Genomic DNA, 21,231 nt, shown 5'->3' on the forward strand with positions numbered 1-21,231 from the left:
GTCATTTCCTTCTTCCTCCCCCCAATTACTATTCATCGGAGAAAAACCTCTCCATTATCAGGTACGAAACATTGCCCATCCACACCTGCATGACGGAGGGCGGCTCTCACCTCATTTCTGTCTTCCCTGCTATGATTGACGGCTTCCAGGTGTACAACGTATATCCTTGCATCCGGCGCATACCTGCATACTTCCAGAATGTTCTTTATATCCATGACAATAGGATCTCCTGTCTCAAATCGTGCAGCTCCTCCGTTGACCACAATCGTTTGTGGCTGGTAGCGGTCCAGTGCCAGTCTCACCTCATCACACCATATTGTATCACCGGCTATATAAAGACGATGTCCTGCATGCTCCAGTACATAACCGGATACAATACCCATTCGGATACCGATATCACCTGTGCCATGTTGTCCGCCGGTACGGTATATTGAAATGCCTTCCCAATTCAGGGACTCTTCTATCACGATTATATTTGTAAAGCCGGTTTCCTTTAATTTGTCAGCGTCAGCAGGCTGACACAAGATAAGTGTGTTTTTGGGAAGCCGTTCTTGTGCCACCAGGTCCCAGTGATCCCGGTGGAGGTGGGTCAGCAACACCGCATCGACCTGCGACAATAACGTATCCAGCGCTTCTTTGTCTATCGGAAGATCTACTGTAGGATTTCGTATTTCATTACCGGTTCCCACAACGGCAGGATACGCCCCCTGGGGCGAAAGCATAGGGTCAATGAGGATATGTTTATTATTAATTGTCAGCCATTGTGTGGCATTACGAAGCAATTGTAAGGTCATTGGTCTTAATTTTCATGCAAAGTTGACCACCTGTTACGACATTTCCAAGAAAGCCGGCATTGTTCTTCCTAACGGAACCGGGTATACGGAATTCAACCGTAAAAGTGAAGACTGCATGGGCCTCTTTCTTTTCTTGTTCCAAAAATTATATCCCCCCTTATTAGATTAGTACTACATTTAATATTTAAATGTAATAACTAATACGCACAAACTAAGTGTTCTATGTTCAAGAAGGTAATCCCCGTTGTTGGCCTCATTGCCCTCGGTATTGTAGCTTGTTCCAAATCTGGTAACTCCGATCCGGCACCCACTGTTCCTGGAGATACCACCCGCACTGGCACTGGTCCTGGAAACGGAAATGGAAATGGTAATACCCCCTTTGGTAGTATCGCCGGAGATACTATCGCGCTCAATATCAAAGGAGACGGCAGTTATTTCCCGTATATAGCAGGTATGAAATTATCCTATCAGGTAATGGAGATCTGGTACCCTAATAAAACGACGGATTTTACGGTGCAACGTGTTCGTGATATCATAACCGATACTGCCAGATATGTTATCCTCCAGGATAATTCCAGCGGCAAGGACTCTCTGCTTTACTATCAGTTTAAACTGGGTACTTACCTTCAGTTTGAAAATGCTACCAGCGTGCCCAAAACCGCTTCACGGATATGGAAATGGATAGATGATAAAGTGGACAACTGGACCGAAGAGAAAGTGGAAAATGGTGTTACGACTACAATCTCCAGAAAAATTACCGGCAGAAAGGAAACGGTCAGAGTAGGTAACAAAGTATTTCAGAACGTGCTCCGGGTAGAAGTAGAGAGCAGATCAAGAAGTAATACTTATCAAGGTATATCCACCTTGGTTTCCTACTACGCGCCGGGCATTGGGCTGATACAGGAAGCCACTATAAATGATACCACCAAATTAACGGCAATCACTTTACCTAAATAATGTAGGCAGATAAAAATGATTGGTAGTAAAGGTTACTGGCCAAACGGTTTTAACACTGTTTGGCCAGTTTTATTTTTAGGCTGAAACCCTTTCCCAACAAGGATATTACATTCGCGCGCGTCTCTCCCCAAAAAATTCTTCAAAAAAAATTTTATTCCGGTGGGTAAAAACAGCTAACAGCTGTATATACTTATTAATGACGACCCAGAAGATTACCCTACTGCAGCCGTATTGGCATGCAGGAGGAGTTGTTTGCCCGATAGACCGCTAGTAAAAATTAAAAACGAATCCAATTAAAACTCAGGTATTTAAACCAAAAAAGTACGCTATGCAATCAAAATCCATCCAATGCCTGTCAGCTATTTCTCTGATATTAGGCATCATGTTCATCACTTCGTGCTCCAAAAAGGATAATGCCAACGGTCCTGGCGGAGGCGGAGATACCACTAAACCCGGCATTGAAACCGGCGCCCCTGAAACATATACCAAGAAAGTTTTAGTGGAAGAATTTACAGGCACCTGGTGTGGCTGGTGTCCGCGTATGCCCATACTGCTGGAGAAGCTGCATAAAAAATATCCCAATCTGATTGTAACCGCCTTTCATGGTTCTGACACCTTTGATATAGGAAAGGATATAAGATCAACGATTGAAGAAAAGCTGGGCGTACAAGGTTATCCTACCAGCAAACTGGAAAGGGTCACTGATCTTGACTGGTATGATAACAGCAACAATATCAATTTCGGTCAGGCAGATTCTCTGGTTAACACCTTCATGAAGAAGAAAGCAGTACTGGGCGTAGCTATCAACAGCGCTGTCAAGGGAAATACACTTGATATAACCGTGAAAGTAGGTATGGGTCAGGCCCTGAACATTACGAAGGCAAAGATCATGGTGTACATCCTGGAAAGTGAACTGACAGGCCCGCGCCAGACCAATTATTATTCCGATCCTCAGGTGATCAATGATTATAAAAATGATCCGGACCTTGGCCCGCTGACAAAACTGTCGCATTACATCACCGGATACACGTATAACCATGTGATAAGGAAAGTCCTGACAGACGCCAAAGGCGATGAAATACCCGCTGCTTATAAGGCTAAAGGCGCTATCTATTCAAAGGATTACAGCGTTGATATCAGCAAATACAAAGCCGCCAATTGCCAGCTCATCGCAGTGGTATATGGACAGGATGATGAAGGCAAGCTGGTTGAAACCTACAATACGCAGGTAGTAGTTGCCGGACAGTCCCAGAAATTTGATTAACAACATACTAGTATCTGTATTCTCACCTCATATCCGGATATGCTCCGGTAACCATCATCAGAGAAGATATCATGGTTGCCGGAGTATTTGGATTAAAACAAATAACATGGGAAAAAAAACGGCATCGATTTATATCATGAAGGTAGTGCTGTCACTCTTTTGGTTGTCAGCCGCTGTGGCACAGGATAGTAAAAGTCAGCAGAAACTGCCCAATGTGTATGTAAAAGATCTGGAAGGAAAGCTGGTACAGGTCAGTTCCTTCTCTAATGACGGCAAACCAATGATCATCAGCTTCTGGGCCACCTGGTGCAAACCCTGTATATCCGAACTGGAAACAATCGCGGACGATTATGATAACTGGAAAAAAACGTCCGGTGTAAAACTGATCGCTATTTCCATTGATGATGCCAGGACCAGCGCCGGCATAAAATCACTGGTCTCCTCACGGGGATGGCAGTACGAAGTATATAATGATTATAACAAAGATCTGTACCGGTCGCTGGGTGTCGCCAATGTGCCCTATACTGTTATACTCAATGGTGACGGGACTGTGGTGGAAAGACATGCCGGCTATAATCCGGGAGATGAGTATCATTTATTGGAGGCCGTGAAAAAAATAGCAGGATTATGAAGAAACTGATATTAATTGTCATCACGATAACAGGAATCAGTAAAGTTTTATCAGCACAGGAAATACCCGGGAAACTCAGCGGGGGACTGGAATCAAACAATCAGTATTATGTGGATGATAAAGCAACCCAGGCACAGGCTCCCCGTGATAAAATTGCAACCAACAGTTATTTTACCCTTAACTACACACTTAAAAATTTTTATGCCGGTATCCAGCTGGAATCTTATCTGCCGGCGTTAATGGGATATCCGGAGGGACTGAAAGGGTCCAAACTTACACATCGGTTTGCCGGATACAGAACAGATAAAATAGATATTACCGCCGGTAATTTTTATGAGCAATATGGTAATGGACTGATCTTCCGTTCTTATGAAGAGCGGCAGCTGGGCATTGATAATATTATGGATGGCGTCAATGTACGTTTCACGCCACTGAAAAGTATCCGCCTCAAAGTATCCTATGGCTCACAGCGGGTACTGATGGAAAACGGGGAAGGCATCTTCAGGGGGGCAGATCTGGAGCTGGACCCACTGGACCTGTTGAAAGTAAAACATAGCTGGGGCCTGACAATAGGTGGTAGTGTGGTGAACCGTTATCAGAAATATACCGGCCCCGATGAAACTTTTCCTCCGGAAGTAAATGCGTATTCGGCCAGGCTTGGACTTTCACATCCACATTACGATCTGAATGTAGAGTATGTAAGTAAAAGCGCTGATCCGACAGATCTTAATAAGAATATCTTTAGAAAAGGGTCTGTATTGTATATTAACCAGACCATCACGACCAATAAGGATCTGAGTATGGATATTGCTTTTCGCAGGGTGGAAAGTATGGATTTCAGGACAGACAGGACACAGAAGGATAACATTGCTTTGGTGAATTATCTGCCTGCATTAACAAAACTATATACCTATGCTCTACCCAATCTGTATCCCTATGGAGCGCAGTCAATGGGAGAGATAGGTGGAAAGGCGGATATATATTATCACCTGAAAAGAGGAAGTGCATTGGGAGGTCATTATGGTACCAAACTTTCGCTGACGGCTTCTCTGTATCGTAATCTGGATACCGTCCGGTTAAAATCCAAAGAAGGGTTTGAATCTGCGTTCTGGCGGTTCGGGCCTACAGAATTATACCGTGATCTGAATTTCAGTATGGAAAGAAGATGGTCACCGCTGATGAAAACAATTTTTTCCTACATCAACCTGAATTACAACCAGGGTTACATACAGGGGCCCGGATACGGAATGGTAAATGCCAATATTGCCATTACGGATGTGTTGCTGAACTTAGACAGGAAAAATGCGTTGCGCGTGGAGTTACAACATCTGTGGACAACGGATGATGAAAAAAACTGGGCTGCTGCGTTGCTGGAATACAGCTATGTTCCGGGCTGGTCATTCTTTGTAAGTGATATGTCGAACTACCAATCAAAGAAGATCCATTATTTCAGTGTAGGTGGTGCCTATAATTATAAAGCAGCGCGTGTGTCGCTGAGTTATGGCAGACAACGTGCAGGGTTATTGTGTGTGGGCGGTATTTGCAGGATGGTGCCGGCATACAGCGGTGCAAGTCTGTCTTTTTCCTACAATTTCTAAATAAATTATTTTGATTATATATTAGAAAATAGTTATTTTAAATGAATGGAGAACAATGAGCTCAGCGAAGATCAGGAGCGTTGGCTTGCTTTACAGACGGGCGATAAGGATGCATTGGCATATTTCTTCAATACATTCATGGGTAGCCTCTATAACTATGGTTTAAAGTTTACACAGGATGAAGATGTTATTGAAGATACTATACAGGATCTCTTTATCCGCTTGTGGGCTACCAGAAAAAGACTATCACTGCCAGCTTCTGTCAGGAATTATTTATTCAAGGCATTCCGTAACCTGCTTTTCAGAAAGCTTTCCAGGGCAGAAAAAACGTCAAGATATGAATCACAATATATCTTCCTGGATATAGAATATTCTGCAGAAACAAATCATATCAATGCAGAGCAGCAACTAGCCAGGGATAAACGTTTGGAAACTGCCCTGCAAAAGCTTCCTGTCCGTCAGAAAGAGGCCATTTATCTGCGGTTCTATGAAAATGCATCTTATGAAGAGATCGCACAGATTATGGGTACCACCGTCAAGGCTTGTTATAAAAATGTTTTCAGGGCGTTAAGTTGTCTCCGCGAAACACTTATCACCGTGATCACTTATCTTTTCTTTCGCTTGTTTTTCCTGAATTAAACGTGTATGAAGCAACATCAAACGGTGGAGGGTTATTTAGCGTATGAGGCAGACGATTTCCTTGCTGATGAATACTTCCAGGAATGGGTGAAGTATAATCATCCGGAAACAGCCATGTTCTGGCAACGGCTGCTGGAACTGCATCCCGAAAAAAAGGAAGCCATACAGGACGCATTTGAGCTGCTTGACCGCATGCGGTTTAAAACCCATATCCCTGATGAAAGCCGTACAAGGCGCATCTGGGAAAATATAGATACACATACCCGGAAAGATAACATCCGTGGTATCAACCAGTACTACAAAAAAATGCTGGCTGCAGCCAGTATATTATTATTGATAGCCCTGGGTTTCTGGCAATGGCGAAAAACCCCGTTCATATATAAGAATACCGGCAGTGGCGAAATAACCCGCGTATTACTGCCCGATCATTCGGAAGTAATGCTCAATGCCAATTCACAGCTAAAGTATGCCGGCAACTTCGGTACCCAAAGTAAAAGAGAGCTGTGGATAGAAGGAGAAGCTTTTTTCTCGGTAGCACATGTTACAGATGAGAAAGGTACATCACGTCCCTTCATAGTACATTGCGCTGGCCTGGATGTTTGGGTGACCGGCACTGCTTTCAATGTGTATGCCCGCCACCAGCTAACCCGCGTGGTACTGAACCATGGCAGCGTCACCGTTCAGTTTAAGGATAACCGCGAAGCCACCAGGAAACTGCAGCCGGGTCAGATGCTGGAGTATGGAGAAACGCAAAAGAAACTACTGCTGCAGTCCGTGGACACCCTGCCGTATACTTCCTGGAGACAGCAACGTTTTATTTTTGCCAATACAACTTTGAAAGAAGCAGCGCAAACCATAGAAGACTATTTCGGATGTAAAGTCGTTTTTAAAGATCAGGAACTGGCTTCCTATCGTATCACTGCTGAGATAAATGCTCCCAATATCGCTATGATGGATACTTTATTGTCAAAGGCCCTGAATATCCGGGTCACAAAAGAGGGGAATACACTCATACTGCAAAAAAGACCATAAGGTAATTACCCGCCAGCATAAATATTAGATTTCCTGCGTTTACTCGTATAACATTTACAGGTAACAACCAGCCTTTAATGTTAAATAAAGGGAGGAAAATTTTGGCCGTTGACCCTCTATATAAGGACAAATTTGGTACCGCAGTAATCTATGCCACTGGTAGAAAAAAACTGCATGTCCAATTACCGGGCAGGTTATTGCTGCGGATAGGGTTTGTTTTGTACCTGTGTTTGTGCCAGGTTCATGCTGCATGCTCGCAGGATGCCCCGATAAGGGACATGCCTTTAGTGACCGTAGACGTAGAAAATACCTCCTTTGATGAGCTGATACAAATGCTTAGAAAGCAGGTGGCCTTTCAGTTTTTTTATAGCAGTGGTCAGGATAAGTTGCCTGGCCCTGTCAGTCTCCATTTGAAGCAGGTACCGTTAACAACGGTACTGGATAAGGTATTGCCGAAATACAACTGGGAATACCTGGTAGATAAGAATATTATTATCATCAGACCGGTGGTTGACAATAAACGTAGTACAGGCGTTGGGGTTATACCTGTACGGGTATCCGGTACTGTAACTGACGAACAGGGGCAGCCGGTGAGCTGTGTCAGTGTAGTCGATGCCAGCACCGGCAAAGGCAGCCTGACGGATGAATCCGGAAGATATAAGCTTGAAACACTGTCTGGTATAACATTGTTGTTTTCCTGCCTGGGCTTTGAGTACAGGAAAGTACAGATAAAAGGAGACACTGTGCTGTCGGTACAACTGAAGCCATATGCACAGGCGATGAATGAAGTCATTGTCACCGGTTACCAGCGGGTAAAAGGATGGGAGATGACAGGCGCTGTTTTTAAAACAAAAAACGAAGACCTGCGTATACCCGGCATTAGCAGGATAGATCAGCTTCTGCAGGGAAGTATTCCCGGAGCAAGTGTAACAATGCCGTCGGGTGGGGTAGGGGCAGCCCCTAAAATACGTATCCGCGGTACTTCTACCGTGTTGGGTAACCAGGAACCTTTATGGGTAATAGATGGTATTGTAAGCGAATCGCCCTATCCCTATAAAACGGAGAATCAGACGGAGCTCATGAAAGTCACAGACAGGGCTGCAATAGAGGCCGGCCTCAGCATATTGGGTAATTGTATCACGGGGCTCAATCCGGATGATATAGCGGAGATCGTTGTGCTGAAAGATGCATCGGCCACGGCTATTTATGGTTCCAGGGCCGCCAACGGTGTGATGGTGGTTACTACCAAAAAAGGGAAAACAGGTCCTCCGCAATTGAATCTCCGGACCGATATAACGGTAACGGATAAACCCGGTTATAAAAACATGAACCGGATGGATGCCACGGAAAGAATAGCCCTCTCCAGAGAAATTTTTGACAAAGGCATCATCTACCCGGATGATGTGTTGCCGCCTGTAGGTTATGAAGGGGTCCTTTTCCGCTTGCTAAAAAATGAAATTAGTCCGGAGACCTTCCAGACGGAAGTAGCGCAACTGGAACGGAATAATACAAATTGGTTCAACGTATTATTCAGAAATGCGCTTTCCTTTAATTCCTATGCAAACATAAGTGGTGGGAATAAGCGTATCAGCTATTTTGGCTCACTGGGCCGCACAAACGAAAATGGCAATGCCATCGGGAATGAAATGGACAGGACCAGTACACGCTTCAAAGCAGATATTAAACTGCTGAAGTTCGCTGACGCAGGTATTTATTTCAGCAGTTCCTCCTACCGCACAAAAGGTTTTTTTGATGGCCTCAACCCATTTGAATATGCCTTGAATACAAACCGGGTAATTAAGGCAGATGAACATTATTACGCCAGTATGGGGGATGCCTATGCTCCGGCGGATTTCGTATATAGTAAGCCGTTACTGCGCTTTAATTTCCTGGATGAGCTGGCCCATTCCGGGAATACAAATGCCTGCAATTCTATCAATATAGCTGTTAACCTGAATGTCAGGTTTGCGCAGAAGTTCCGCTGGGAGTCGGTGTATGCTTTTGGGCATGATGCCACCAGCAACCGGCGTTGGGCGGATGAGCGCTCATTTGCGGCCGCTCTTTTACGTAAAGCAAACTATGAGGATAGGTTTGGGGCGGATATTAATATTCTCCATACAGATGTCATTGCTAAAAAAAGTTTAACCTGGCGTAACACGCTGCATTTTTACCAGGCACGGCAGCAACATACTATCAGCGCTATGGCTGGTATGGAGGTACGCAGGAATGTATACGAAGGACAATCCCAAAGTACAGCCCAGCCAGGCTGCGATATCGACAGCGGGCCTGTTGCCGTCAATTCTGTATTTAATTTTTTGTCTTTTTACGGCAGCATTTCCTATGCTTATCTGCAAAAGTATATTGTCAGTGTAAACACACGCACGGATGCTTCCAATCGTTTTGCCGCCGGCTCTCCTCATCGGTTTAACCCTATATGGTCTGCAGGCCTCCGCTGGAATATGAAACAGGAAAAATGGCTGGAAAAAACACAGTGGCTCGATAACCTGGCACTACGGGCTTCTTTCGGGTATCAGGGTAATACGGTAGAATCGATATCTCCTTATTTGCTGGCCACCAATGTGAGCCCGTCTTTTGATCCATATACCGGTCAGCATTATCTGGGCATCCGGAATTTACCCTACACCGATCTCCGCTGGGAAAAAACACGAAGTATAAATACCGGTATAGATGTGGCGCTCTTCAGCAACCGCCTCCGGATAACAGGCGACTATTATTACAAGGTAACCTCTGATGTAATCATGAAGCAGCGCGTACCGGAAGAGTACGGGGTTTCCGATTCGTTTATAAATGGCGGAGAAATATTGAATAAGGGCTGGGAGCTGGCCTTGCAATGGACCGCTGTTAACAGGAAGAAACTAAGTTGGGAAGTGCAGGTGATAGTGGGGAAGAACAACAATCTGGTGATGGATACACGTGCTAATGCGAAGCTGGCATCACTGGTAAAAGGCAAGGCCGTCGTTAATGGAAAGCCTTTGGGCAGCCTGTGGTCTTTTCCTTATGTGGGCCTTTCCCCCAGGGATGGACAGCCATTATTCAGATACCTTGATATGGAAAAAGATACTGATCGTTTACTGCATGGTAATCCTACTGATTATCTGGTGTACAGTGGCAGCAGCGAACCGGTTTTTTCAGGCGGATTTCATTCAACAGTACGATTGAGCCGCTTTTCCCTGTCCACCGGTTTTAGTGTACAGCTGGGGTATACTGTGCGCCTGAATCCGCTGATGCAGGCCGGTTCAGGTGGTTATTACCGCCCACCTGCCCCCGATAAAAATGTAAGTAAAGAATTGATTGAGCGATGGCAGCAACGCGGGGATGAAAAGTTTACCAATATTCCTTCTATCTACTCCTTCCGGTATGATCCTGTTGAATATTCCATCGGTAAGTATTTTGGAGACCTCTCCCTGAGTAAAGAAGGTAATACCTTATACCGCTATGATCTGTACAATTATAGTGACCTGATATCCGTGAAGGGAGACCATCTGCGTTGTAACTACATTACAATAGGGTATCAGCTGGATAACAAAAATATAAGATGGCTGAAAGGCGTCACCGATGTCAATGTTTCGGTGAGCATTAATAATGCCTTCGTGATAAGCGATAAAAGACTGAAAGGACAGGATCCGGAGATACAAAGTATGTCCGCTACAGAGAATACGGCTGCACTGCCCCGTTACCGGAGTTATGTGCTGAGTATTAACCTGCGGCTATAAGACAGATGAATACCGCTATATTTCTGTAACATGGAAAAAATGATAAAGCAACCTATCAGAACAAGTGGCAGGTATGCCAGCTGCATCCTGTTTGTAGTGGTGCTTTTTTTCGGCAGCTGCACTAAATTTCTGGACCAGCCATCACCGGATGAGTTCAAACCTTCTACAGTTGCGGATCTCCGGAAGATACTGCGGTATGAAGGATATCCGGATGCCAACCGGTCGTTTCATCCATATATGAGCCTGCTGGATGATGACATCAAATGTATGGGACCTGATGAAGGTTCCTCCTGCTGGCGCCAGGGAAGACCTGCATTTACCTGGAGTAAAAAAATGTACCGCGAGATGCGGCTGAACGGGGATAATGATCCGGATACCTATGGCAAATACTATCAAAGGATCAAAGGGTGCAATGTAGTACTTGATAATATACAACTGGTGAAAGGGAGGCAGGTGGAGAAAGACCAGCTGGAAGGGGAAGCGCTGGCCCTAAGGGCTTATTATTATTTTATGCTGGTGAACCTTTATGGATGGCCGTTTAATGACTTGCTCCATCCGCCTGATAAAGCATTGGGTGTACCGCTGATATTATCAGGTAAGGTAACAGACGCCTGCCTGCGCCGCAATACGGTGCAGGAGGTATACAATCAGGTTGTAAATGATATTACAGAAGGGTGTTTGCTGTTGGAAAAAACGGATGAGCATCAGAATGTTTTCAGCATGAATAAATATGCAGCCTGGCTGCTTGCCAGCCGTATATTTCTGTATATGGAAAACTGGGATAATGTGATGGTGTATAATGATAAACTGCTGGCCGAAAGGTTCCAACTGGAAAATATGCGATTCTGGGCTTCCATGTCTTTCAGGGATACAGCAGACAAATCCCAGGAATGTTATATCAATCCATTCAATAAGGAAATACTTTTTCTATATGGTTGTGTAAATGAATACAGTTTTCTTGGGTTGAGTAAATTTAATACTACTCCCCGCTACTGTGCATCTGATGCGCTGAATGCATCTTACGAGCCAGGGGACTTCCGTGCGGATGTTTATTTAAATGCCTGGAAAACCTCCGGCGAATTTTCAAAAGTAAATTACAAGGCACGTTTGGGTAAATCTTTCCGCCTGCCGGAGGCTTATCTCAACAGGGCAGAAGCATGTGTCAGAAAATATATGCAACGGGGAGATGCTGCACTGCTGCAAAAAGCGGTTACGGATCTTAATCATCTTCGCCAGTACCGGTTTTCAAGTAAATCTTTTATCCCCATAACGGTTGCCGGGTATTACAATAATCCCCAACAGCTGTTACAGTTATGCCTGGAAGAACGCAGACGTGAGCTGTGTTTTGAGGAGCAACGCTGGTTTGATCTGCGTCGTCTGGGTATGCCGGCCATTACCCATTTCTATTATACAGATGAAAAAAAGAAGCCGGTTGCTTACCAGCTGCCGGGGAAAAGCAATAACTACGTACTTCAGATACCGGATGTGGCGGTGGTGAATAATCCATTACTGGAGCAAAATCCATGAGCCGGAAACTTAATTTTTCCTGTTGGATGTTTTAGCTATTTTCGCGCCGGAGACTAACGTTTAGCTCCTGTAAGTAAATAAAAATATAACAATAGTAGGAAACATGAAAATAGCTGTTTTTTTTGCCACCATCTTTTTAATGTTGTTTGCTTTTCACCCATTATCTGCCCAGCAAAATGATCCTGTTTTAACAGTGAAAAAACTGTTTACTTTATTGGATAACCCTAAGAGTCCGATAAATAAAGAAGATCAATGCTTCAAAGAAGTAGATGGCATGGATGTCCTGAAACTGAACAAACCTTATATCAGGGAGTATTTAAATAATCTCAAAAATACAGGACTGTTTTCACCTGCTTATTTATCAGAAAAAGAAAAGTATTACCAGGAGATGGAAACGAATATTAAAAAGGATGGATATGCCAGCAACAGGGACTGTGACGAATACACACTTAGCCAGGACCCACCGGAAAATAAAGATATAATGGATGCCCTGCAAAAATCGAAGCCGGTGATATCCGGTAATACCGCCACTGTTACGCTGAATTTTAAAAATATTCATAAGTATAAGTTGATTTACAAGCTGGTAAAAGTCAATAACAATTGGCTCATTAACGGCATTGATGCTTCATTCCCAAAGTAAGCCAGCTTTATATAGAAAAAGGACCTATCGGTATTTATACCGGTAGGTCCTTTTTTATTTTGCTGCGGTAGTTACTTTACATCAGAGAGTTTACTTTCAAGTGCTTTCAGTTGCCTGCCTTGCTCCTGTAATAATTCCTGCTGATTCAATATCAGTTGTTGCTGTGCTTCCATTTTCTTATGCTGATCAATCATGTACAGGGTTAACTCTTCTATCTTCCGTAAGAGGTTGGCCTGGTTTTGACCCAGATCAAGTCCTTGTTCACTTACTTCTTTTGCAGAAGGTATTTCAGGAAGATGCTGATGCTCTTTGATGAAGTTTTCCAGTTGTCCTAATGAAGGAAGGGTATAGGCGGGATCAAACACATAATCCGGCCAGCCTTCCTGTGTCACTTTGATTTTCTTTGCGAAAAGATCACCATTCACTGCAAGCGTGGCCTGAGGTCTTGTAGTGCCTATTCCCACCTTTCCACCGGTGGGATTAAGCAAAAGATTGGTATTGGGGCCTTCACCTTCTCCTATTTGCATCTTGGTTTCCCAGGTTGCAGCGGTGGCGCCGATCTGAAAAGATATGTTGCCGGTGCCTGCATTTCTGAAGATCCTGAACCCATAGGTTCCGTTAGCCCTGCTGATCGTCAGTGCATGGTCCTTATCTGATGCGAGGTGCAACTGACTGGCGGGGGTGATGGTACCGATCCCGGTTTGTCCATTGTTATCAATAGTAAACCTGTCTAGTGTAGCTGTTCTGATACGAAAATCATTGTTGGGAGTGTACCATCCGATCGCATAATTATTGGAACCGGAGGCCCAGTAGCCACCGGCATTCACGGTATGATAATTACCATTGGAAGATACGGGGCCTTTAATTTGTAAAGTAGAAACGCCATCGTCTGCCGCATTATTGATCAGTGTACGTCCCTGCAGGTAAATTCCTCCCAGGTTGGCATTATCAATATAGAAATTTCTATTGGCGGGGGAGCCATATCCAATATAGGCCTGCGCTGCGCCGTTGGAATTATACCATCTCAGGTAGTTTTCTCCATTTAGCGTAACGTTTTTAAAGATGATGTTTTCACCGTCCCTTTGTGATACATTTCCCTTCGTTGTTACTTCCTGTAATGTTGGTGTTTGAGCTACAGTCTGCAGAAAGGTAAGGGTAAAAGCGGGGAGCATTAAAAAAGCAAGTTTCTTTGGCATAGGTATTTTTTTTATACAAACAGGTACAATATAAAAATAAAACCTGTTTACCGCGACCTGAAGGCTTAACTTTTACGGGTTGATGCAATCCCGGATGAAGTAGTCACTTACCTGGCCACCCGAAAACTTTTTGAAGGCATTTCTGTTTTATAGGATAGTTTGTTTGCCACACATCGGCCCTGTTTGCGCCTGGATGCGGATTCAGCCGAAGAAGTGGACTGATTAATTCATCAAACCCCCCAACACAATGAAAAATTTACTCAAAAAAGCGAAAAGAAATTGTCTTGTGTTTATGCTGATACTGTGTGTAAGCTTCCTGGGAGCTGTTAGTATGCAGGCGCAGCAAATCAAAAACGTAGTACTGGTGCATGGAGCATTTGCGGATGGTTCTGGATGGAGAGCACTTTATGAAAATCTTACTAAGAAAGGGTTTCATGTTTCAGTGGTACAAAACCCGCTGACCTCACTGGAAGATGATGTGGCTGCTACCAGGGTGGTGTTGGATAATCAGGACGGACCGGCTATACTGGTAGGACACTCCTGGGGTGGAGCTGTCATTACAGAAGCAGGCAATCATCCCAATGTGGCCTCACTTGTTTATGTAGCGGCTTTCCAGCCCGACAATGGGGAGTCTGCTTTACAATGGCTGCAAAAAGCACCACCTGCGCCCGAAAACGGTGTGCTGCCTCCGGATTCAAGAGGAATCGTTTACTACGACAAAGCCAAATACCATGCAGGTTTCTGTGCGGATATTCCAAAGGACCTGGCCGACTTCATGTATGCTTCACAGGGAGCTTTTTATGCGAAGGGATTCACTACACCAATCACCCATGCTGCCTGGAGAGATAAGCCGGCATTTGCCTGCATCGCAACAGAAGACAAGAGTATTGCTCCGGAAATCCAGCGCGCCATGTACAAACGCTCCAATACAAAAGCTACTGACGTCAAAGGGAGCCATGTGATCTATATGTCTCAGCCACAGGCTGTGGCAACAGTGATTGAAGAAGCAGCAAAAGTGAAAGTGAAATAGCATTTCATCATTTGTCCGATATTAAAGAAAGGCTTGTCAGTTCATCTGACAAGCCTTTTGTCTTTTATGGTATTGTAATATGCCTCCGGGAATCTTTCTCAGGTTTCCGTGAGGTAGTCTGGTAGCACTATTGTTTGGAATATTCAGCGATAAAAGTTGGAAGTCCCCAACTGGCGCTCAGTGCTCCGTAAATGGCCGGTGCTTCAGGTCGTGCATTATCTCCAAGTATTTCCATGAGTACTGCTGTAAAGTTGACTGGGATGATACCTTTATGAACCATTCGGGTGAGCGCCCAGTCCTGGATATCCTTACTCCAGGTGCCGGAAATATCCATTACTGCATAAACCTGATATCCTGCCTCCTGGATGGATAGTGCCGGAAAGGCCAGACATACTTCTACGCTAACGCCTGCCAGTATAATATTCTTTTTTCCGGATGCTTCAATCTGTTTCCTGATAACAGGTTCTTCCCAGGAATTGATGATAGTTCGGTTTACTGGTTTACTTTCCGGAAATATCCTGACAAGGTCCGGCAAAATAGGACCAAAGCCGCCTAATCCCTGAAAAGTAAGGATGGTTGGTATATTCAACATTTTGATCGCATTGGCGAAAGCCAGGAGATTATTCTTCAAAGCCAGGGGCTCCATGCTTTTTACATTCATTAACAGCCCTGGTTGGTGGTCGATCAGCATTACCAGCGAATTGTCAGCTGTAAGTTTATTATTAATGATGTTTGCCATTTTTTTTATTTTATAGTTATTTTTAAAAATGCTTTTCTGAAACATTTATGAACCTCAGATTTCTTTAGTAAAATTAGATCACAGCAATGGCTTGGAAAATAAGAATTCTTAAGAATGATAAGCATTGCGAATGCTCCCATTAGGTATATTTTAAGCTTTGAATTAAAATGGAATTCGATCAAATCCTTAACAACATTAATAGACATGTACTTCTTACTAAAGAAGAAACTGATGAATTCTGTTCGTTGTTAACAGTCAGGCGGCTGAAACAGAAAGAATATCTGCTTCGTGAAGGAGAGGTCTGTATCTACGAGAACTATGTTAACAAAGGCTGTTTAAGGACCTTTAGTTTGGACAAAGCAGGGACGGAAACAAATTTTTATTTTGCCATAGAAGATTGGTGGATATCAGATATACACAGCAGAACTTATAGCGTTCCTTCCTTGTGTAATATTGTTGCGATTGAAGATGCTGAAGTTGTACAGATAGCTCAAACCAGCCTGGAGGAATTTCTGGACAAAGTTCCCAGGCTTGAGCACTTTTTCCGCATACTATATCAACATTCAATAGCCGGACATCAATTAAGATTATTACAGTTGCTGCGGCTGACAGCCGAAGAGCGCTACCTTGATTTCAGAGAGAAATATCCGGAGTTTGACAAGCGGATCCCTCAGAAACAAATTGCGTCGTACCTGGGCCTCACTCCGGAATTTTTCAGTACGGTTAGAACGAAGGTTTTAAGAAGAAGTAGATAGGTTGAGGCTGCCTCCTAGCTTTTACAAACATAGGAGACAGCCTCTCTTATTTATTTTGATACTTTCTGGTGATCTGTTCAAATAGCCGCCTGTGCTGATGTTAGTTGGGCAGCTGTTACCGGCAGCTGTACACCGAGGAAGCCGGCGTAGTAATCAAGCCCATGTTGAGGTGCTACCTGACCAAGCCAATCTAAGATGCTGTTATCTGTAAGATCAGGATTCAGGTCCGTCTTAAAGGTGATATAATTATTCTTTATTGGTTGCACGTAACCATTCTTTGCGAATATGCCCGCAATCGCCACATAAGCATCATGCAGCGTAAGACTCGGGCCATTGAGGGTAATCGTTTTGGGGTTAAAGGTAACCGTAATCTTATGAGCATCCGGAGTTTTGGGGAAAAACGTATTACTGGTATAAAGAAGCCCGGAAAAAACAGGAAATTTCGGGACCATATCATTTTCATTCTCGTAATGCCATGCTGAAGGCAGCTTGTTATCCAGGTCCACTGCAAAATCAATATTTCCGGGAGCTGGCGCTGCAAAGGTGAAAAGAGAAACATTGGAGGTGGAAAGATTATTCTCCTTAAGCTTTTGTACATAATACGAGGTATATACATTTGCTATATTGCCGCCAAGGCTATGTCCTGTAATGATCAGCTGCTTGCCGGAACCGGTCGCATTGGCTAACAGATAATCGCCAATAGACTTACCAGAGCCCAGTGAATCTTCCATGTAAAGCAGATTCGTGAAAGCAATATAAGCTCCAACGGCAATAAGGGGCTTTTTAGTATTGGCATAAGGCCAGCTTACCATTGTAATCGCATTCAGGTCTTCCAGGATCCAGTTTGCAAAGGTATCCCAGTCTTGAAAACCGTTGAAAACTGAGCCACGGATGACCAGCGCATATTTTTTATCGGCAGCATTAAACGCAATAAATGCGTAATTGTCGTCAATAGTCGGCTTACCGTTCCAGACTATCTTCCAGCCAGGCATGAGCGTACTAATGTCATGAACAGGATCCGGATCGAGTGTCAATGAGCAAAGCTGTACTGCAACTTTTGCATCTGCGGGTTGTCCACCGTTAGTGGATTGGGTCGTTGTTTCGGAAGTTTTGGGTTCCATAGTAATGGTATTTGATGGTGAAAAAATAAATGGTTACCTGGTTTGTATGGTTACATTGAGTGATTAAATTAATGAAATTATTCGGATTCCTAACACAATAAATAAACTTATCAAGTGGATGAAGGAGAGGGTGTCTCAAAAATAAACTTGAGGCACCTTTTTCATTTTGGGAAAAAATGAGATATTAAATAAGGTTTTGTGTTAGTGAAAAAGTAGGTACTTCCGACTCATTTATCTTCACATATTAAACACATGAAATCTAAACCTTCTAATGTTACCGCAGATGCAGGTTGCGGTAGTGAACAAAAATACCTAAAACATAAAAGGACGTCTCATTTATTTTTGAGACGTCCTCAGTTTGTTTATAAGTGATATCCCTGATTACTGTACCACCACACCACCGGGGTTGTAATAGTGATTCAGTATCCAGCGGAAGTCTTTATCGCTTGCCCAGAAGCTGGAGCCCCATTGGCACATACCTCTTCCATGACCGTTGGTAGCGCGGCCTGCGCAGCGTGTATCCGAAATACAAGGCCATGAACTGCCTGTGCCGCTGAATCCGTCGCCACAACCTGCATTATTATTTTCTGCAGAATATTCTGATCTGAAGATCGCGCCATTTTGATACAAAGAAATGCCTGCTGTCGCTCTGGCTGCATTAATTGTGGAACTGGCTGTTTCGCTGCCCCAGGCTTGTGAGCATGGTGTGCTGGAGATATCGTAGTTGCTTCTTATAGGGTGCAGTGCATGCCATGCGCCATAAGAACGGTAGGCCACAGCGCCAGCCTGCAGTGATGCGGCTTTCCAGCTGGAAATCCATTCGTTGTCGAGGCCGGATTCTGTATAGGATTCAAGGCTCATTACCTGTACGGAGCTGCAGGTAAGGCAGGAGCAGCTAAGTCCTACACGGATACTTGTGGGCAAAGCCAAAGCAGCGGCAGCTTTGCCTAATGCATTGGTATTGTTTTCGGCGGCAACGGCGGCTGCTTCTCTTTGTTGGGCTTCACTGGCTGTTCTGTCAAAGAGTCCCTGTCGCAGGTATTCCACCTCTTCATTCCCTGCTCTCATGTTTGAGTTTTGTGAGGGAGAACTGGTGCTGCGGAGCTGTATTTTAAAAGTATAGGAGCCCGGTACCAGATAAAAATTCTTCAGCACATGGGTTGTGTAGCCAGCTTTGGCAGCACTGAGGGTAATGTTTTCCGGTTTAACTTCAGGGTTGCTTTTACCCGGATCAACTGGGAAGCTGGTGGAGAAATAGCCTTTACCATCTGTCCTGGCCTTATATGCGCCGAGGTCCAGTTCCACATTTGCCAGCGGTGCATGTTCATCAGCATCGCTTAAATATCCGCTGATGGTGATCATGTTGCTCGTACTCGCATCTCTGCCTGTTGTTGCTGCGGCTTGATTGGTGGGGTCCAGGTTAACATGGGCATAGATAACGGAGTCCTCTCCTGTAGAGAAGTATGTCTCCAGTTGGTTATAACCTTGCCCGTTTACGGTAAAGGAAAATTTTCCATTGACGGCCAGAAATGAAGCTGCTCCGTTCTTTCCGGCTGTCAGCTGACTTTCTTTTCCATCAGGAGCTTTGACGTCGATAGTGGCATTCGGGATCGCGAAGCCGGTAGTGCCGTCTGTAACAGCGAATTCAATACGGGTAGCCTGGCTGTTCTCCGGTTTAACGGGGTTGCCGGTATTGTCCCGTTTGGCGCAAGAGCTTACAATAGCCCATCCGGCCAGGGTAATCATAAGGAATTGTTTTTTCATGTATTTGGATTTTGGGTTAAAGGTTTTTCAGGGTGACAGATCGTGGCGACCGTGGAATTATTCAAGATACGAATGTTGTTATGATGACTGAAAGCTACTGCTTTGGACTGCAGCCACAATTGCAATAAGCATAGAAAACAACAAAACCCGCTGAATAGCGGGTCTGTTGTTTTGTGTCATCAATTAAGCATACGTCTTTTATCTTGCATTATGGATCACGGTATTGGTCCACGCATTGGTGGTATAGTCATTCTTGCCGTAATGGTAAATGGAACCGGATAATTTCAGGGTCCGGTGGATACAGATTTTTATAGGTTAATAAACATCACAGTTCCCGCAGATGCCCGCGCAAATTACATACTGCCATTGTATTCATACAGCAGTATAAAATTTAACCGGCAAAATCTCATCGCTTGCTCCAGTCACTGATACAATGCAGTATAGCATCTATATCTTCATCTGTATTATAATAATGTGCACTGATACGGACCAGTCCATTTCGTAAAGTGGTGATGATATTGTTTTGTGAGAGCCATGCATGTAATCCGCCGGTTTCCTCCACTGAGATAATGGAACATCTGTTTTCCAGCGTCTGTCCGCCGATAACACGGACAGGCAACGATGCCAGTCCGGATAACAGTTTTTGCGCTAACCCGAAGTTATGTTGCGCTATCTGTCGTATGCCGGTTTTGTTTTTTTCTGCCAGCGATGCCTGCATGATCATAAAACCAAACATATCCAAACTGCCCGGCTCGTAGTTATTAATAGATACCTCATTGACATAGCCATCGTCGGTGAACCGGAATGTCTGGCTATTGTTGCCGCTGATTTTCGGGGGATAGGTTTGTAAAAAGGTTTCGTTCATATATAGCAGCCCGTTTCCGTATCCTGCGTTCATCCATTTGTAGTTGCTGGCGATGAGTACATCCACAGGCAGGGCGGACATATCTGTTTCAATGGCGCCGAGGCTCTGTGTGGCATCTACGATAAGCAGTGCATTATTATCGCGGCAAATATTTCCCAGTTGCGCCAGATCGGCCCTGAATCCACTCTGGTACTGTACATGGCTGATCGCAACGATATTGATTTTTTTCTCTTTGATAACAGCGCTGATCTTCTCCGGATCAATAAAAAATCCATCTTCATCATCTATCCACGTGATGTCGAAATTATTGATAACAAAAGGAATGTATAACGAAGGGTAGTCTTTTCGGTATAAAAGCACTTTCTCATCGCCCTTCAGCGACTGGACCACTGCATTCAGTGTAAATGAAAAATTGGGAATGAGCGCAACGTTTTTTGGAGCGGTGTTCAATAACGCAGCAGCATCAGCCTTGATGGATGTTTGCAGCTCATTGCGCCACCGTTCGCTGGATGTTGATCCATTGATGGTGAAACTACTGTACCAGCTGAGCCCTGCCTGCATGATGGGCTCAGGGATCAGGCCGCAGGCGGCTGTATTCAGGTAAACTAAAGACTTCTTCTCTGACATGGCAATCTGATTTTACAAACATTGTCGATTGCTGCTAAAATAAAACAAAATTCGGGTAATTCATTTCTCCTGTCGTCAGATAAAGGATCAATGCGGCATGTAATTACTATGTTTGTGAGGTTTTTATGGATGTTAGTATTCCGAATTTTGTATGTTATTTCACTGCTGAAAATAATTTGCAGTTAAAACGATTAGTTTTGACTGCTGTAAACGCTATGTTCGGAAGCGGCCTGGTGTATGTTTTGTTAACAATAAAATTTTCCTATGCGGCCATTATGCATTGATCGGTTTTTCTGGAGATGTATGTCGATTGTGTCT

The 21,231-nt window shown here is 44.2% G+C and carries 17 protein-coding genes; 11 read left to right on the forward strand and 6 right to left on the reverse strand.

All coding sequences use genetic code 11. From position 1 onward, the window contains the following. Positions 1-32: 32 nt before the first annotated feature. On the reverse strand, positions 33-794 hold the full coding sequence (locus tag KD145_RS00715) for an MBL fold metallo-hydrolase (RefSeq protein WP_212004017.1): 762 nt from the start codon (positions 792-794) through the stop codon (positions 33-35). A 222-nt stretch (positions 795-1,016) separates the two neighbouring features. Between KD145_RS00715 and KD145_RS00720 the strand changes: the two genes are divergently transcribed. The 9 genes from KD145_RS00720 to KD145_RS00760 all read left to right on the forward strand — a co-directional run bounded on the left by KD145_RS00720 (position 1,017) and on the right by KD145_RS00760 (position 12,816). After that, positions 1,017-1,751 (forward strand): hypothetical protein, encoded by a 735-nt coding sequence (locus tag KD145_RS00720; protein WP_212004018.1) that lies wholly within the window; start codon positions 1,017-1,019, stop codon positions 1,749-1,751. Positions 1,752-2,079: 328 nt separating this feature from the next. Beyond that, positions 2,080-3,015, forward strand: coding sequence for an Omp28-related outer membrane protein (locus tag KD145_RS00725; protein WP_212004019.1), 936 nt, complete (start codon positions 2,080-2,082; stop codon positions 3,013-3,015). Positions 3,016-3,121: 106 nt separating this feature from the next. Next, positions 3,122-3,646: a TlpA disulfide reductase family protein gene (locus KD145_RS00730; RefSeq protein WP_212004020.1), complete on the forward strand. Its 525-nt coding sequence runs from the start codon at positions 3,122-3,124 to the stop codon at positions 3,644-3,646. After that, on the forward strand, positions 3,643-5,244 hold the full coding sequence (locus KD145_RS00735) for a DUF6029 family protein (RefSeq protein ID WP_212004021.1): 1,602 nt from the start codon (positions 3,643-3,645) through the stop codon (positions 5,242-5,244). Before KD145_RS00730 ends, KD145_RS00735 begins: the two co-directional genes overlap by 4 nt. 45 nt (positions 5,245-5,289) lie before the next feature. Beyond that, positions 5,290-5,883, forward strand: a complete 594-nt coding sequence (locus tag KD145_RS00740; protein ID WP_212004022.1) for an RNA polymerase sigma factor — start codon at positions 5,290-5,292, stop codon at positions 5,881-5,883. Positions 5,884-5,889: 6 nt separating this feature from the next. Next, the gene (locus KD145_RS00745; RefSeq protein WP_212004023.1) at positions 5,890-6,915 is read left to right on the forward strand and encodes a FecR family protein; all 1,026 of its coding nucleotides are present in this window, start codon (positions 5,890-5,892) and stop codon (positions 6,913-6,915) included. A gap of 278 nt (positions 6,916-7,193) precedes the next feature. Beyond that, positions 7,194-10,649 (forward strand): SusC/RagA family TonB-linked outer membrane protein, encoded by a 3,456-nt coding sequence (locus KD145_RS00750; RefSeq protein WP_212004024.1) that lies wholly within the window; start codon positions 7,194-7,196, stop codon positions 10,647-10,649. A gap of 39 nt (positions 10,650-10,688) precedes the next feature. Continuing rightward, positions 10,689-12,176: a RagB/SusD family nutrient uptake outer membrane protein gene (locus KD145_RS00755; protein ID WP_212004025.1), complete on the forward strand. Its 1,488-nt coding sequence runs from the start codon at positions 10,689-10,691 to the stop codon at positions 12,174-12,176. 103 nt (positions 12,177-12,279) lie between these two features. Further along, a complete protein-coding gene (locus tag KD145_RS00760; protein ID WP_212004026.1) occupies positions 12,280-12,816 on the forward strand; it encodes a hypothetical protein in 537 nt (178 codons plus the stop codon). Between the two features lie 71 nt (positions 12,817-12,887). Here the strand turns inward: KD145_RS00760 and KD145_RS00765 are convergent, their stop codons facing one another. Beyond that, positions 12,888-14,012 carry a hypothetical protein gene (locus KD145_RS00765; RefSeq protein ID WP_212004027.1) on the reverse strand — a complete coding sequence of 375 codons (1,125 nt, stop codon included), beginning with the start codon at positions 14,010-14,012 and terminating at the stop codon, positions 12,888-12,890. Positions 14,013-14,259: 247 nt separating this feature from the next. On the opposite strand from KD145_RS00765, the gene KD145_RS00770 reads away from it, so the two are divergent. Then, the gene (locus KD145_RS00770) at positions 14,260-15,042 is read left to right on the forward strand and encodes an alpha/beta fold hydrolase (RefSeq protein ID WP_212004028.1); all 783 of its coding nucleotides are present in this window, start codon (positions 14,260-14,262) and stop codon (positions 15,040-15,042) included. A gap of 127 nt (positions 15,043-15,169) precedes the next feature. On the opposite strand, the gene KD145_RS00775 is transcribed toward KD145_RS00770, so the two are convergent. Continuing rightward, positions 15,170-15,781, reverse strand: a complete 612-nt coding sequence (locus KD145_RS00775) for an isochorismatase family protein (protein ID WP_212004029.1) — start codon at positions 15,779-15,781, stop codon at positions 15,170-15,172. A gap of 167 nt (positions 15,782-15,948) precedes the next feature. Between KD145_RS00775 and KD145_RS00780 the strand changes: the two genes are divergently transcribed. Beyond that, complete coding sequence (locus tag KD145_RS00780) at positions 15,949-16,536, forward strand: Crp/Fnr family transcriptional regulator (RefSeq protein WP_212004030.1); 588 nt, start codon at positions 15,949-15,951, stop codon at positions 16,534-16,536. 77 nt (positions 16,537-16,613) lie between these two features. Here the strand turns inward: KD145_RS00780 and KD145_RS00785 are convergent, their stop codons facing one another. From KD145_RS00785 to KD145_RS00795, 3 genes are all read right to left on the reverse strand, one after another. Then, positions 16,614-17,657, reverse strand: a complete 1,044-nt coding sequence (locus tag KD145_RS00785) for a hypothetical protein (RefSeq protein WP_212004031.1) — start codon at positions 17,655-17,657, stop codon at positions 16,614-16,616. Between the two features lie 381 nt (positions 17,658-18,038). Continuing rightward, a complete protein-coding gene (locus KD145_RS00790; protein WP_212004032.1) occupies positions 18,039-19,421 on the reverse strand; it encodes a SpoIID/LytB domain-containing protein in 1,383 nt (460 codons plus the stop codon). A gap of 406 nt (positions 19,422-19,827) precedes the next feature. Then, positions 19,828-20,913, reverse strand: coding sequence for an aminotransferase class V-fold PLP-dependent enzyme (locus tag KD145_RS00795; protein ID WP_212004033.1), 1,086 nt, complete (start codon positions 20,911-20,913; stop codon positions 19,828-19,830). Positions 20,914-21,231: the final 318 nt, after the last annotated feature.

The organism is Chitinophaga sp. HK235 (assembly GCF_018255755.1).
Lineage (GTDB): Bacteria > Bacteroidota > Bacteroidia > Chitinophagales > Chitinophagaceae > Chitinophaga.

Excerpts from the sequence above, each read along its gene's own strand:
- KD145_RS00720 (WP_212004018.1), top strand. The coding sequence starts at position 1,017 with ATGTTCAAGAAGGTAATCCCCGTTGTTGGCCTCATTGCCCTCGGTATT.
- KD145_RS00750 (WP_212004024.1), top strand. The coding sequence starts at position 7,194 with ATGCCTTTAGTGACCGTAGACGTAGAAAATACCTCCTTTGATGAGCTG.
- KD145_RS00725 (WP_212004019.1), top strand. The coding sequence starts at position 2,080 with ATGCAATCAAAATCCATCCAATGCCTGTCAGCTATTTCTCTGATATTA.
- KD145_RS00785 (WP_212004031.1), bottom strand. The coding sequence starts at position 17,657 with ATGGAACCCAAAACTTCCGAAACAACGACCCAATCCACTAACGGTGGA.
- KD145_RS00715 (WP_212004017.1), bottom strand. The coding sequence starts at position 794 with ATGACCTTACAATTGCTTCGTAATGCCACACAATGGCTGACAATTAAT.
- KD145_RS00780 (WP_212004030.1), top strand. The coding sequence starts at position 15,949 with ATGGAATTCGATCAAATCCTTAACAACATTAATAGACATGTACTTCTT.
- KD145_RS00740 (WP_212004022.1), top strand. The coding sequence starts at position 5,290 with ATGGAGAACAATGAGCTCAGCGAAGATCAGGAGCGTTGGCTTGCTTTA.
- KD145_RS00745 (WP_212004023.1), top strand. The coding sequence starts at position 5,890 with ATGAAGCAACATCAAACGGTGGAGGGTTATTTAGCGTATGAGGCAGAC.
- KD145_RS00735 (WP_212004021.1), top strand. The coding sequence starts at position 3,643 with ATGAAGAAACTGATATTAATTGTCATCACGATAACAGGAATCAGTAAA.
- KD145_RS00760 (WP_212004026.1), top strand. The coding sequence starts at position 12,280 with ATGAAAATAGCTGTTTTTTTTGCCACCATCTTTTTAATGTTGTTTGCT.
- KD145_RS00775 (WP_212004029.1), bottom strand. The coding sequence starts at position 15,781 with ATGGCAAACATCATTAATAATAAACTTACAGCTGACAATTCGCTGGTA.
- KD145_RS00730 (WP_212004020.1), top strand. The coding sequence starts at position 3,122 with ATGGGAAAAAAAACGGCATCGATTTATATCATGAAGGTAGTGCTGTCA.
- KD145_RS00790 (WP_212004032.1), bottom strand. The coding sequence starts at position 19,421 with ATGAAAAAACAATTCCTTATGATTACCCTGGCCGGATGGGCTATTGTA.
- KD145_RS00795 (WP_212004033.1), bottom strand. The coding sequence starts at position 20,913 with ATGTCAGAGAAGAAGTCTTTAGTTTACCTGAATACAGCCGCCTGCGGC.
- KD145_RS00770 (WP_212004028.1), top strand. The coding sequence starts at position 14,260 with ATGAAAAATTTACTCAAAAAAGCGAAAAGAAATTGTCTTGTGTTTATG.
- KD145_RS00755 (WP_212004025.1), top strand. The coding sequence starts at position 10,689 with ATGATAAAGCAACCTATCAGAACAAGTGGCAGGTATGCCAGCTGCATC.
- KD145_RS00765 (WP_212004027.1), bottom strand. The coding sequence starts at position 14,012 with ATGCCAAAGAAACTTGCTTTTTTAATGCTCCCCGCTTTTACCCTTACC.